Consider the following 13,300-nt stretch of genomic DNA (forward strand, 5'->3'; position numbering starts at 1 on the left):
GGCACGCCGACGGCATGCCGGATGCCGTGGATCTGGAAGTCGTCCGGCAAATGCTTCCAGAGACGCCTTACGGCAAAGGGGTGCGGGAGATCAAAGCCCCGATGGTGCTGGACGTCAATGCCTGCGAAGGCATGCTCGTGCGCAACCCAAAGGACACGGCCGAGTGGGGTATTTTCTATAACGGCAAGGCCAATCCAGAACGCCAGCGCTTCACCATCGCCCACGAGCTGGGCCACTTCATCCTCCACCGAGATCAGCGGCAAAGTTTCAACTGCGACAAGGAAAGCGTGTACTCCGGCGCTGACACCATCCGTGTCATCGAACGTGAGGCGGACGACTTTGCCAGCAACCTGCTGATGCCTGGCGACTTGCTGCGCGAGTGGATCTCGAACCAGCGTATCGACCTGCATGTCCTGAGCGCGCTTGCCAAACGATTCCAGGTGTCGTTCGAGGCGCTGTGCATCCGGTTCATCAAGTTCACGACGCAGCGGGCAATCCTTGTCTATTGGGACAACGGCTTCGTGAAGTACGAATGGCGCAGCAGCAGCGCGGTCAAGACGCGCGCTCGCATCCGGCGCACTGACGATCCGCAAGAACCGTTACCCGGCACCCTGGCTGCTGATTCCACTGTTGAGCAGGAGTGGGATGGCACGGAGATGTCTGCCGCGATCTGGTGCCCGGAGGAGGCGCCACACATGAAGTTGCGCGAGTTCAAGCACAGCTACACCACAGGAGATCGCGTCCTGACCCTTCTGCTGCTGGAAAGCGCTGAACCAAGATCATGGGATCGGTCTTGGCAAGACGGCGAGAGCTTCGACAGCTATGACCAATTCGTCGCCAACGGCCAGCATCCCGTTCGGTGACGCCTGAGAAGAAGGCCAACGATGGAAATTCTTGAAGCGTATTGCGAAGAACTTGGGGGCGTCGTTGAAATCTACGAAGCGCAGGAAGAATACTTCGCCCAGCCAGCAGCCAATAGGCATCGCTTTAAGTTCCGTTGCTCAGACGCCGCGTGTCGTGCCGCGAAAAACCCGCTCGTTGTGGGCGTGAATTACGACAAGAACGCGGAGGAATCCGACAAGTACCAGCAGCCGCACTTCAAGTCGCACACGAACCATCCGCATATCGATACGTGCGTTTGGGTCGTGAGCGACGCGGGCAAGCGTGAAGAAAATCCAAGTGGAAACGAGCGCGATGATGTTCGCCATCCCCGTCCGAAGGCGACGAACGTCGTCGATGTCTTCGAGCCACGCCACTCCGACACCTTGTTGGGTGCTGCTTCCGCAGATGCGCGTCCGCCAGCAGTCGTTTCGAATGACGCGCCGCAGGAGGATGGTGGCCAAGCAGGTATTCGTGCAGGAACCACGACCACATCTCGTCTGGAAAAACTGATCGACTGCTGGTCGAACATGGAGCTAGATGCGCGCCGCCACCATCGCATCACAATCAATGGCCGCACGCTTACTTACCATCAGCTATGCCTCCGCATCATCACCATATCCGAAGAAGAAAACGGATCGCGGGTTGTCTATGGTGGCGCTCGTGTCAGAGCTTGGCCTGAAGATAAGCCCACTCACTACTACGTGAATTTCATCGACGGATGTGATCGCTTTCCAGAAGTAGGGGGCGAAAAATCGCTGACAATTTCCCTACCCATCAAGCGCCTAAAGCAGTCACGGCGCGGAGCCTTGCTTACGGATCGCATTGAGCAAGCATCGCAGCCAAATCATTACTTGAAGGTCTATGCTTGGGGAGATATCACGGCTCGCACCGGGAATAAAAAGGGCTACGAACTGGAAGTGGCTGCTTTGGACAACCTCGTGCTCAAGGTAGTCAAGAAAAAACCGGCGGAACGAAAGTAAACACCCACACTCGATACTCCAGACTAGGTGCTTGCCTTCGGGTGTTGATATATGCCGTCGCCCACACAATCTCCGCCTCCCCAATTGAAGAACGCATCAAGATGTGCAGCAAGCGGGTGACCAGCGACGGCATCCATGCGATTCAACGGGCCATAGAGAGCATCAGTATCCCGGCTCTTGAAAAGGTAGTTCAGGCTGTTCGCCAGCACATCGGCAGCAAGCACCAGACCGTCACTATCGGGCATTGTCACGATGGACAGGCTGCTCACCAATGGCGAAAAATCGAGTTCAGGCGGCCACTGCACAGTGGTCGTGACTGAGCCAGTCACGACCCTTTTCTCGACAGCGTCAAAGCCTGTTGCTGTCGCAACGCTTGGGTCGTTGTCGAGAAGGTCTCCGGCAACCTCGGTGAATCTCTTCACGAGCGGTGTGTCCACTTGATCCGTCCGAATCTCGATATCCACGCCTTGCCGGTCACGCTCCGAAAGAAAAGCGACAAGATGCGAGTAGAGGCCGGAAAACAGTTCCACATGCATGGACGCTGCCTCTTCACGCTGGCTGCCGCGCTTGATTCGAGGCTCCGCGCCACCACGCGCGGCACGCAATGCTTCGGCACTCTGCTTGAGAGTCTGAATGAAGGTTTGATGATGCGAATGCAAACCGGCAACATGGATTGCATACCAGAAGCATGGCAATTTCGTGTTCTTGATTGCCGCGAAAAGTTCGTGCCGCAGGGCTTCCTGTTGTGCAGGGGCGAGATCTGCAATGTGCAGCTTTCCTGATGCCGGCGTATAGCGGGCTGCAATTTGATCGAATGTGGGCTTCACTGTCGCCAGACACTCCTCTGGCACCATGATTCCAGCAAACACGCCGACTTCTCCAGGGAAGGCTTCGTCTTGGTTGGCGTAGCCCTTTGCTCCCGATTCATCGCAATAGAAAAATACCGCCGTCACAGTGCCCCCTGTGGTTCTGTTGTTGACTCGCGGGTACAGAACAATCACCTCTAACCCGCGCAATCCCGCTAAATCACGTTACGCGAAGTGCCCTTGGTTTCTAGCATGAGCAACGTTTTCCATCGGAATGCCTGCCATGCCAGAACGCCAACCGTTGTCCATTTTCCCACCGACCGACCAACCACGCCACGCGCATCAAGAAATCGCTGATCTGTTGGCTGCCGCGCTACTGCGCCTTCGTGCCCGCCAATCGTGCGACACCCCCGAAAACAGCGAGCATGTTTGCCTTGGCTTCCCCGGCCAACAGCGCGTGAATGCGAACCCCGATCACAACAACGGAGTTCGCCCATGACAGCACACGCAACCTCACCAACGCCCGCCTCAGTCGCCGCCCGCGTCGGAGCTATTCCCCATCTTTCGATGGACGATCTTTGGGCACTCTGGGACGACCATTTCGAAGAGCGGCCACATCACCACCATCGGGTCTGGTTGGAAAGTCGCCTGGCCTACCGGATGCAGGAGCGCGCGTTTGGCGGCTTGAAACCGTCACTGCGCAAGAAGCTCGAGGATGTTGGTGAAACCGGCATCTTGCCCAAGCAACTGCGCGGCGATAGTCAGCGTCTGTTGCCCGGCTCCGTCCTTACACGCATTTACGACGACATTGAGCATCGTGTGCTGGTGCGTGGATCGAATGATTTCGAGTACCAAGGGCAACGCTTCAAAAGCCTGTCCGCTGTAGCCAAACGCATCACGGGCAGCCACTGGTCAGGTCCGGTGTTCTTTGGCTTGAAGGCACCTGCTTCCAAGAAGGGGGCAGTATGAGCTCAGTGCGTCGAAACCCAACTCCCGCAGTCACGCCAAAGAAGCGCTGCGCCGTGTACACCCGCAAGTCCACTGACGAAGGACTCGACCAGGAATACAACAGCCTCGAGGCACAGCGTGATGCGGGCTTGGCCTTTATTGCCAGCCAACGGCATGAGGGCTGGATTGCCGTCGACGACGGATACGACGACGGCGGCTACTCGGGCGGCAACATGGAACGGCCCGGGTTACGCCGCCTGATGATCGACATCGAAGCGGGGAAGATCGATACCGTGGTCGTCTACAAAATCGACCGCTTGACACGCAGCCTGCCGGACTTTGCCAAGCTGGTCGACGTGTTCGACCGCAACGGCGTCTCCTTTGTCTCAGTCACGCAGCAGTTCAACACCACCACATCGATGGGGCGATTGACGCTCAACATCCTTTTGTCATTTGCGCAGTTCGAACGCGAGGTCACCGGCGAGCGCATCCGTGACAAGATCGCCGCCAGCAAGGCCAAGGGCATGTGGATGGGCGGAGTCCCACCTCTCGGATACGACGTGGTCGAACGCAAGCTCGTCGTCAACGAACGTGAAGCCGAGCTGGTGCGTGACATCTTCCGCCGCTACGCCGAGCACGGCTCGGCTGCGCGACTCGTCCGCGAATTGGAAATCGAAGGGCATACCACCAAGGCATGGGTCACCCAGTCCGGTCGGGAGCGATTGGGGCGAAGCATCGATCAGCAGTACCTCTTTACCTTGCTGCGAAACCGCATCTACCTCGGCGAGATCTGCAATCACGACACGTGGTACTCGGCCCAGCACGACCCCATCATTTCTCAAGAGCTGTGGAACGGGGCACACGCCTTTATCGAGAGACGAAAGCAGGCACCGCGCGAACACCGTGCCAAGCATCCGGCATTGCTGGCGGGGCTGCTGTTCGCACCGGATGGCCAACGCATGCTGCACTCCTTTGTGAAGAAGAAAAACGGTCGGCAGTACCGCTACTACGTGCCTTACCTGCACAAGCGGCGCAACGCAGGTGCCAGCCTGGCTCCGCATACTCCGGACGTGGGCCACCTGCCAGCCGCTGAGATCGAAGACGCGGTGCTGGCAAAAATCCATGCGGCGCTTTCATCGCCCCAAATGCTGATCGCTGTATGGCGATCCTGCCAGCAGCATCCAGTCGGTGCGGCTTTGGACGAAGCACAGGTGGTGGTCGCCATGCAGCGCATCGGTGATGTGTGGTCGCAACTGTTCCCTGCCGAGCAGCAACGGATCACACGGCTGCTGATAGAACGCGTGCAACTACATGGGCACGGCCTGGATATCGTTTGGCGGGAGGACGGCTGGATCGGATTCGGTGCGGACATCAGCATGCATCCCTTGATCGAAGAATCCCAAGAACGTGCCGAGGAGGTTTGGGCATGAACGCCAAGACCAACCACCGACAGCGAGCCGTCCGCATCGAGATCGGGGCGGAAGCCCGCAGCTATGTCAGTGAGGGGCAGAGAGTCACCTTGGTGCCCTTGACGATCAAGCGCCGCCAGAACCGGAAGCTGCTGATACCGCCATCCCCCGAGATCGTGGACCGGATCGGTGGCTTTGATGTGCCGATGATCAAAACGCTGGGCAAGGCTTTCTACTGGAAGCGCTTGATCGATGAAGGCATCTATCCCACCACCACGGATCTGGCGCACGCCATGAAAGTCGAGCCTGGATGGGCTGCCGAGGTTCTGCGCATGACCATGCTGGCCCCCGATATCGTGGAGGCGATATTCGAAGGCCGTCAGCCACGCCAGCTGAATTTACACACCTTGCGCGGCCGCCAAGAGCAACTGCCTCGCGATTGGTCGGCGCAACGCCGATTGCTCGGTTTCTCCGACGCCTGATCTGCTTCCAGACACACCCGATGACGGCGAGCCATGTGCTCGCCGTTTGCATTTCTGCCCTGACCTTTTGGCGAACCAGGAGTTTCGCCGTGGTTCGCCATTGCGTCCCTTAAAGGTTCGCCACCCGAAGTTTGGAATGACACCTGTTACTCAACAACGTCACAGGAGCATTCCATGCAGACACCAGTCAGCAGTATCCCCCGGTCGCCACAGCAGGCGATCAACACCATGTCACCCGGTGATCGCCGCGTGCTCAACGAGAACGAGCTCGCGCAACGCTGGGGCGTTAGCCCCAAGACTTTGCAGCGCTGGCGCAGTGAGGGTCGCGGTCCACGCTACCTGAAGCTGTCCAAGCGTGTCGGCTACCCGGTCGACGCGATCCTCGAGTTTGAGCGCGAAGCGCTGCACGACTCGACATCCGAACGCGCGGCGGTTTGAGGAGAGATGCGATGAACGACATCACCATCTTCCCCGCCGACATTGCAGAGATGTCCGTCAGCCAGCTAGCCGCATTGCCGCCCGCGCAGAAACACGAGATCGACAAAAACCTCGACGCGGCAATCGATTGGCTCAAGAAGGCGCGCACCAAGTTCGACGCGGCACTGGATCAATGCTACGGCGAGCAGGCACGCACCGCGCTGCGCGAATCCGGCCGTGACTTCGGCACCGCACACATCAGCGATGGCCCGCTGCATCTGAAGTTCGAGTTGCCCAAGAAGGTCAGCTGGGATCAGAAGCAACTGGCCGAAATCGCCGAACGCATCGTCACCTCAGGCGAGAAGGTCGAGGGGTACCTCGACATCAAGTTGTCCGTCTCCGAATCCCGTTTCACGAACTGGCCGCCTGCCTTGCAACAGCAGTTCGCCGCCGCTCGCACTGTGGATTCCGGCAAGCCGTCTTTCACCCTTTCCATCGATTCGGAGTAATCACTATGAGCACCAATCTCATCGCTTCACTGCGTAAGCAACTGCCGTCCATCTACGGCGAACACCTTCCCGACGAAATCCGGTATCGCCGCGCCGACGGCCAGGACGTCGTTGTCCCCCTCGATGCCGCCACGGTGGACGAGCTGGCCTTCGCTATCCAGACGGCCAATACGGAATCGCTGGCGCTCGGTCGCCGTCGCACCGCGCTGGAAGAGCTCCACACCGAGGTGCGCAAGCGTGCCGCGCGTGGAGCCGATCGTATCGCCGACGTGTCGTGGGAGGTCTGATCATGAGCGCGATCATTCCCTTCCAGTTCGAAGCGCACGCCGTGCGCGTCCAGGTCGATGAACTCGGGCAGCCGTGGTTCAACGCCACCGATGTCTGCGACGCGCTGGAGATGGGCAATCCGTCTCAGGCGATCAAGTCCCACGTCGATGCCGAGGATCTCCAGAAATTGGAGACCCTTACGGCGGGTGGCCGTCAACGCCAAAACCACGTCAACGAGTCGGGGCTTTACGCCCTGATCCTCGGTAGCACCAAGGATGCCGCCAAGCGTTTCAAGCGCTGGGTCACCAACGAAGTGCTGCCTGCGATCCGCAAGACAGGCGCATATTCGGCTACCTCCACGATGGCCGCCTTGCCCGCGCCCACCCACGACCGGGTCACCGCCATCCTGCTGATCGGCGAAGCGGTCGCCAAGGTGCCGGGCGTCAAGACCGGCATTGCGATGGCTGCAACGTTGACCTGCATTCAGGAAAACACCGGCCTGACCACGGAAGTGCTGCGCCGCGCTTTGCCTGCCGCCAATGAGCCGATCTGCTCGCTCAACGCCACCCAGCTCGGCAAATTGTTGAGTCGCTCAGCCAAGGCCACCAATCAGTTGCTGGCATCTGGCGGCCTTCAGTTCCGCAACGACCGGGACGAGTGGGAGCTGACCGAGGCCGGTGAAGCATGGGCCGAAGCCATGCCGTACTCGCGTAACGGTCACAGCGGCTACCAGATCCTCTGGAATCCGGCGGTCGCGGAACAACTGAAGGAGGTGGCGTGATGTCCCTCCCGATCATTTCCGCGCAGCAGCGCTTGGCCGAGCGCAAGGGTGTGAAGTTACTGATGCTGGGCAAATCCGGCATCGGCAAGACCACCCGGCTCAAAGACCTCGACCCTGCCACCACCTTGTTCCTCGACATCGAGGCGGGCGATCTCGCTGTGGCCGACTGGCCGGGCGACACCATCCGCCCGGCATCGTGGCCCGAGAGCCGCGACTTTTTCGTGTTCCTCGCAGGCCCGGACAAGTCGCTGCCGCCGGAGAGCGCGTTCTCGCAGGCGCACTACGACCACGTCATCGAGAAATTCGGCGACCCGGCGCAGCTGGACCGATACCAGACCTTTTTCCTCGATTCGATCACGCAACTGTCCCGTCAGTGCTTTGCGTGGTGCAAGACGCAGCCAGGTGCCACCAGTGACCGCTCCGGCAAGCCAGATCTGCGCGCAGCCTATGGGTTGCTCGGCCAGGAAATGGTCAGCGCATTGACCCACCTCCAGCACGCACGCGGCAAAAACGTGGTGTTCGTGGCCATCCTCGACGAACGCCTTGATGACTACAACCGCAAGGTGTTCGTCCCGCAGATCGAAGGCAGCAAGACCAGTCTGGAACTGCCCGGCATCGTCGATGAGGTCGTGACGCTGGCCGAGATCAAGGCCGACGACGGCAGTGCCTACCGCGCCTTCGTCACGCACACCGTCAATCCCTACGGCTTCCCAGCCAAAGACCGAAGCGGTCGCCTCGACTTGCTGGAGCCACCGCATCTGGGCGCGCTGATCGCCAAGTGTGCTGGCCAGTCGCCAGCGCCCGTCAGCAGCGGCATCCCCACTACAGAAAACACCACCGAATCCAAGGAGTAATCGCCATGTCGTCCAACTATTTTGATTTCCAAGATGCCGATCCCCAACAGTCGGGCTTTGACCTGATCCCCAAGGGTGCGGTCGTGCCAGTGCGCATGACCATCAAGCCCGGTGGCCATGACGACCCGGAGCAAGGCTGGGGCGGCGGCTACGCCACCGAGTCTTTCGAGACCGGCTCCATCTATCTCGCCGCCGAATTCGTGGTCACGGCTGGTGATCACGCCAAGCGCAAGATGTGGTCGAACATCGGCCTGCACTCCAAGAAGGGCCCGACCTGGGGCCAGATGGGGCGCAGCTTCATCCGCGCTGCGCTTAACAGCGCCCGCAACGTTCACCCGCAGGACAACAGTCCGCAGGCCACCGCTGCGCGTCGCATCCAGGGCTTTCATGAACTGGATGGCTTGGAATTTCTGGCCCGAGTGGACATCGAAAAAGACAGCAAGGGTCAAGACCGCAACGTGGTCAAGATCGCGGTCGAGCCCGATCACCCCGACTACGCAAAGCTGATGGGCGTGCCGTCCAAGGCTTCGGGCAGTGCAAATTCCGGCGCTCCGGCGCAGGCCGCTGCGCCTGCGTATCAGGCACCGGCTCCGCAGCGCGCACCCGTGACGGGTAAGCCGTCTTGGGCCCAGTGAGGGAGGCCGATGAAATGCTGGGTCTGCAAACGACAGGCCCGGGGATTCGGCCACACCGACAACCGTCACGGTGTCGGCAATCCCCGGCGCTATCCCATCGATTGGGTGTTCTGCTCGCAGCGCTGCCAAAACGCGTTTCACGCGTTGTACGGCAACTGGCTGCGGGTCAAGGAAGGTCGCGTCGACAGCAAGGAGGTCGTCATGATCGATCCGTCTGATATCGAGCTGGCCGCGATGAAGAAGTGCCTCAAGGCCTTCGGCGAGGCAGCGGGCGAGATCGGGTTCACCAAGCCGCTGGGCGATTACTCCGAAGCCGAGGCGCTGCAAGTGATCGACGCCATCGTCACTTGCTACACCGAGGCAATGGTCGCGCACCACGAGGCAAGCAAGTACCCGCCGGTGCGTGGCATGACGCCTGCGCCCGACCCTCTGGCCAACCCGTTCGCGGATCTGGAGGACGACCTCCCCTGGGAAGAGCCGAAGGGGAGGAAGCCATGATCGACTTCAACTCCACATCAAGCATCTCCGGTCAGGTCACCGTCTTGGTCGACGCCGGGATGCAGCAGGCTCGTGCCCGCCAGTCCGAACGCCAGTACCTCGGGGCATCGCGTCTCGGCGTGGCCTGCGAGCGTGCGCTGCAGTTCGAGTATGCCAAGGCGCCCATCGACCACGGGCGTGATGTCCCGGGCCGGATGCTGCGCATCTTCGAGCGTGGCCATGTCATGGAGGACTGCATGGTCGCGTGGCTGCGGGATGCGGGCTTTGACTTGCGCACCCGCAAGGCCGACGGCGAGCAGTTCGGTTTCTCGGCGGCTGACGGACGCCTGCAGGGTCACATCGATGGCGTCATCGTCGGCGGACCGGATGGCTTTGCCTATCCCGCGCTCTGGGAAAACAAGTGTCTGGGCAACAAGTCCTGGCGCGAGTTGGAGAAGAACCGCCTTGCCGTGGCCAAGCCGGTCTACGCCGCGCAAGTGGCGATCTACCAAGCCTATCTCGAATTGCACGAGCACCCGGCGATCTTCACGGCACTCAACGCCGACACGATGGAGATCTACACGGAGGCCGTGCCCTTTGACGCAGCCCTGGCCCAACGCATGTCGAATCGGGCGGTGAAGGTCATTACGGCCACCGAGGCGGGCGACCTCCTGCCGCGCGCCTTCAATGACCCAACCCATTTCGAATGCCGGATGTGCGCGTGGCAAGACCGCTGCTGGAGGACACAAGCATGAATACCTCGAATTTGAATCACGTACTGGGCGAGCAGCTGATCGACGTGCGCCAGGCTGCACTGATGTTCAACCTGCCGTCGTATTGGCTCTCACAAGCCAAGGAGCGACAGGAGCGTCGCATTCCGCATTACCGCGTCGGCAAACTGGTTCGCTTCAAACCCAACGAGCTGGAAGCCTGGATCGCTGCGCAGCAGACGTCACACGAGGGTGGTGCCGATGCTTGATTTCAATGACACATCACCACCGGGAGAAACGGGTCGGCGAAACATCAATGACAGCGAGCGGGACGAGATTCGCACTGAACTGATCGCACGCATGGAATCAGTCCTGACCACGATGTTCCCGGCGGGAAAGAAGCGTCGTGGCAAGTTTTTGATCGGGGACATCCTGGGCAGCCCGGGCGACAGCCTCGAGGTGGTACTCGAAGGCGACAAGGCAGGTCTCTGGACGGATCGTGCCACGGGTGATGGCGGTGACATCTTTGCTTTGATCGCCGCCTACCTCGGGGCTAACGTCCACACCGACTTTCCCCGGGTGCTCGACGAGGCTGCTGATCTGCTCGGTCGTTCGCGATCAGTGCCGGTTCGCCGCGTCAAGAAGGAAGCTCCGGTTGATGATCTCGGCCCGGCCACGGCCAAGTGGGACTACTTCGATGCCACCGGCAAACTGATTGCGGTCGTGTACCGCTACGACCCACCCGGGCGCAAGAAGGAATTCCGGCCGTGGGATGCCAAGCGGCGCAAGATGACTCCGCCCGATCCGCGCCCGCTGTACAACCAGCCGGGGCTGGCTGCCGCTGGTCACGTTGTGCTGGTCGAGGGCGAGAAGTGTGCGCAGGCCCTGATCGCCATCGGCGTGGTGGCAACCACGGCCATGCATGGCGCAAATGCTCCCGTCGATAAGACCGACTGGTCGCCGCTGGCGGGCAAATCCGTGCTGATCTGGCCTGACCGGGACGCGCCGGGCTGGGATTACGCTGACCGTGCATCGCAAGCAATCCTGAACGCGGGTGCGACCACGGTCGCCATCCTGGTGCCACCCGATGACAAGCCGGAAGGCTGGGATGCGGCTGACGCCATTCCGGATGGCTTCGATGTGGGGGGCTTCCTTGCCGTCGGCGAGCGGATGCCGGTGATGCGCTCGGTAGAGGAAGCACCTTCGCCAGACTTGCTGACGGGCATCGATTGGACGACCGAGGATGGCTTGTCCAGCGCTTTCACCCGCCGCTATGGCGAGGACTGGCGCTACTGCGCGCTTTGGGGCAAATGGCTGGTCTGGACCGGCGTGCGCTGGAATCCGGATCAGGTGCTCTATGTGTCTCATCTGGCGCGCGGTATCTGCCGGATGGCGTCACTCAAGGCGGACAGCCCTCGGCTCACAGGCAAGCTGGCCAGCTCCGCCACGATCTCGTCCGTCGAGAAAATCGCACGCTCCGATCCCAAGCACGCGTCCACCGCCGAGGAGTGGGATGCCGACGTCTGGGCGCTCAACACACCAGGCGGTGTGGTTGATCTGCGCACGGGCCGCATGCGACCGCACCGGCGCGATGATCGGATGACCAAGGTGACCACGGCCACACCGCAGGGCGACAGTCCGACGTGGCGCGCATTCCTGGCCGACGTCACTGGCGGCGACGCTGAACTGATGGCCTACCTGCAACTGATGGTTGGCTACTGTCTGACGGGCGTGACCAGCGAGCATGCGCTGTTCTTCCTGTACGGGACCGGCGCGAACGGCAAGTCGGTGTTCGTCAACGTCCTGACCACCATCTTGGGCGACTACGCGGCCAACGCGCCGATGGACACGTTCATGGAGGCGCGCACCGACCGGCATCCGACCGATCTGGCGGGCCTGCGCGGCGCACGCTTTGTGTCATCCATCGAAACCGAACAGGGTCGGCGTTGGAACGAATCCAAGGTTAAGGCCATCACCGGTGGCGACAAGGTTTCCGCACGCTTCATGCGCCAGGACTTCTTCGAGTACGTGCCGCAGTTCAAGTTGGTGATCGCAGGCAACCACAAGCCCTCGATCCGCAACGTGGATGAGGCGATGAAGCGGCGACTGCACCTGATCCCGTTCACGGTGACGATCCCGCCCGAACGGCGTGACGGCAGGCTGACGGAAAAGCTGCTCAAGGAACGGGACGGCATTCTGGCGTGGGCGGTCGAGGGCTGCAGCCTTTGGCAACGCCAAGGACTGAAGCCACCCGCCACTGTGGTGTCGGCGACTGAGGAGTATTTCGAGGCCGAGGACGCGCTCGGGCAGTGGATCGAGGAGCGTTGCCTGCTGGCCAAGACCCACCGTGAAGGCGTTTCCGAATTGTTCGCCGACTGGCGTGAATGGGCGGAGCGCGCGGGTGAGTACGTGGGCTCGGTCAAGCGCTTCTCCGAACTGATGGCGGCCCGCAAGTTCGAGAAGTGTCGGCTGACCGGGGGCGCACGTGGGATCACGGGCATCGCCCTCAGGCCCAAGCCGTATAGCCATGGCTACCCCTACCGAGATGACTGAGCAATCCGGGCGAGTGACGGATTTGACGGGTTTCCTGATTGACGCGCTACGCGTGCGCGCACGTAAAGGCTGTTTTCCAAAGAACCCGTCGCATCCGTCACTCGCCCCCGAACTGGAGCACGACGATGAACACGACAATCTTGGCCCTTGATCTGGGCACACACACCGGGTGGGCTTTGCAGCACCTGGACGGCACGATCACCAGCGGCACGGAGCACTTCAAGCCGCAGCGATTTGAAGGGGGCGGCATGCGTTTCCTCCGTTTCAAGCGCTGGCTCAACGAATTGCTCTCGGCCAGCAACCACATCAACGCGGTGTTCTTCGAGGAGGTTCGACGGCACGCTGGCGTTGATGCGGCGCACGCCTACGGTGGCTTCATGGGACACCTGACCGCATGGTGTGAGCATCACAACATTCCGTACCAAGGCGTTCCGGTCGGCACGATCAAAAAGCACGCGACCGGCAAGGGCAATGCGGGCAAGGACGACATGATCGCGTCTGTCCGCCTGCGTGGTCACACCCCAGTCGACGACAACGAAGCCGACGCCCTGGCCTTGCTGCACTGGGCTGTCGAGACACAGGAGGTGTGA

The 13,300-nt window shown here is 61.0% G+C and carries 18 protein-coding genes; 17 read left to right on the forward strand and 1 reads right to left on the reverse strand.

All coding sequences use genetic code 11. The annotated features are described in order from the left end of the window. The first annotated feature begins 14 nt into the window (after positions 1-14). Entirely contained in the window at positions 15-863 is an 849-nt protein-coding gene (locus HNQ59_RS10695) for an ImmA/IrrE family metallo-endopeptidase (protein WP_184038889.1), read from the forward strand. Between the two features lie 21 nt (positions 864-884). Continuing rightward, the gene (locus HNQ59_RS19650; RefSeq protein ID WP_246490956.1) at positions 885-1,862 is read left to right on the forward strand and encodes a hypothetical protein; all 978 of its coding nucleotides are present in this window, start codon (positions 885-887) and stop codon (positions 1,860-1,862) included. 23 nt (positions 1,863-1,885) lie between these two features. Here HNQ59_RS19650 and HNQ59_RS10705 read toward each other — a convergent pair whose 3' ends face one another. Further along, a complete protein-coding gene (locus tag HNQ59_RS10705; RefSeq protein ID WP_184038892.1) occupies positions 1,886-2,815 on the reverse strand; it encodes a hypothetical protein in 930 nt (309 codons plus the stop codon). A gap of 348 nt (positions 2,816-3,163) precedes the next feature. Between HNQ59_RS10705 and HNQ59_RS10710 the strand changes: the two genes are divergently transcribed. From HNQ59_RS10710 to HNQ59_RS10780, 15 genes are all read left to right on the forward strand, one after another. Next, the gene (locus HNQ59_RS10710; protein WP_184038894.1) at positions 3,164-3,637 is read left to right on the forward strand and encodes a DUF2924 domain-containing protein; all 474 of its coding nucleotides are present in this window, start codon (positions 3,164-3,166) and stop codon (positions 3,635-3,637) included. After that, on the forward strand, positions 3,634-5,046 hold the full coding sequence (locus tag HNQ59_RS10715) for a recombinase family protein (RefSeq protein ID WP_184038898.1): 1,413 nt from the start codon (positions 3,634-3,636) through the stop codon (positions 5,044-5,046). The genes HNQ59_RS10710 and HNQ59_RS10715 overlap by 4 nt, the downstream gene beginning before the upstream one ends. Further along, positions 5,043-5,507: a hypothetical protein gene (locus tag HNQ59_RS10720; RefSeq protein WP_184038901.1), complete on the forward strand. Its 465-nt coding sequence runs from the start codon at positions 5,043-5,045 to the stop codon at positions 5,505-5,507. Before HNQ59_RS10715 ends, HNQ59_RS10720 begins: the two co-directional genes overlap by 4 nt. Before the next feature lie 174 nt (positions 5,508-5,681). Then, complete coding sequence (locus HNQ59_RS10725) at positions 5,682-5,945, forward strand: helix-turn-helix transcriptional regulator (RefSeq protein WP_184038904.1); 264 nt, start codon at positions 5,682-5,684, stop codon at positions 5,943-5,945. 11 nt (positions 5,946-5,956) lie between these two features. Beyond that, on the forward strand, positions 5,957-6,433 hold the full coding sequence (locus tag HNQ59_RS10730; protein WP_184038907.1) for a hypothetical protein: 477 nt from the start codon (positions 5,957-5,959) through the stop codon (positions 6,431-6,433). 5 nt (positions 6,434-6,438) lie between these two features. Then, a complete protein-coding gene (locus tag HNQ59_RS10735; protein ID WP_184038909.1) occupies positions 6,439-6,720 on the forward strand; it encodes a hypothetical protein in 282 nt (93 codons plus the stop codon). 2 nt (positions 6,721-6,722) lie between these two features. After that, positions 6,723-7,481, forward strand: coding sequence for a BRO-N domain-containing protein (locus HNQ59_RS10740; RefSeq protein ID WP_184038912.1), 759 nt, complete (start codon positions 6,723-6,725; stop codon positions 7,479-7,481). Continuing rightward, positions 7,481-8,335, forward strand: a complete 855-nt coding sequence (locus HNQ59_RS10745; RefSeq protein WP_184038915.1) for an ATP-binding protein — start codon at positions 7,481-7,483, stop codon at positions 8,333-8,335. The genes HNQ59_RS10740 and HNQ59_RS10745 overlap by 1 nt, the downstream gene beginning before the upstream one ends. Positions 8,336-8,340: 5 nt before the next feature. Continuing rightward, positions 8,341-8,970, forward strand: coding sequence for a hypothetical protein (locus tag HNQ59_RS10750; protein WP_184038918.1), 630 nt, complete (start codon positions 8,341-8,343; stop codon positions 8,968-8,970). 9 nt (positions 8,971-8,979) lie between these two features. Continuing rightward, positions 8,980-9,468 (forward strand): DUF6511 domain-containing protein, encoded by a 489-nt coding sequence (locus HNQ59_RS10755; RefSeq protein WP_184038920.1) that lies wholly within the window; start codon positions 8,980-8,982, stop codon positions 9,466-9,468. Next, positions 9,465-10,202 carry a hypothetical protein gene (locus tag HNQ59_RS10760; RefSeq protein WP_184038923.1) on the forward strand — a complete coding sequence of 246 codons (738 nt, stop codon included), beginning with the start codon at positions 9,465-9,467 and terminating at the stop codon, positions 10,200-10,202. The genes HNQ59_RS10755 and HNQ59_RS10760 overlap by 4 nt, the downstream gene beginning before the upstream one ends. Then, entirely contained in the window at positions 10,199-10,426 is a 228-nt protein-coding gene (locus HNQ59_RS10765) for a helix-turn-helix domain-containing protein (protein ID WP_024958067.1), read from the forward strand. Before HNQ59_RS10760 ends, HNQ59_RS10765 begins: the two co-directional genes overlap by 4 nt. Further along, entirely contained in the window at positions 10,419-12,710 is a 2,292-nt protein-coding gene (locus tag HNQ59_RS10770; protein ID WP_184038926.1) for a phage/plasmid primase, P4 family, read from the forward strand. The genes HNQ59_RS10765 and HNQ59_RS10770 overlap by 8 nt, the downstream gene beginning before the upstream one ends. Then, on the forward strand, positions 12,685-12,861 hold the full coding sequence (locus tag HNQ59_RS10775; protein WP_184038929.1) for a hypothetical protein: 177 nt from the start codon (positions 12,685-12,687) through the stop codon (positions 12,859-12,861). Before HNQ59_RS10770 ends, HNQ59_RS10775 begins: the two co-directional genes overlap by 26 nt. Then, positions 12,836-13,300, forward strand: coding sequence for a crossover junction endodeoxyribonuclease RuvC (locus tag HNQ59_RS10780; protein ID WP_020200559.1), 465 nt, complete (start codon positions 12,836-12,838; stop codon positions 13,298-13,300). Before HNQ59_RS10775 ends, HNQ59_RS10780 begins: the two co-directional genes overlap by 26 nt.

It is taken from the genome of Chitinivorax tropicus, assembly GCF_014202905.1.
GTDB lineage: Bacteria > Pseudomonadota > Gammaproteobacteria > Burkholderiales > SCOH01 > Chitinivorax > Chitinivorax tropicus.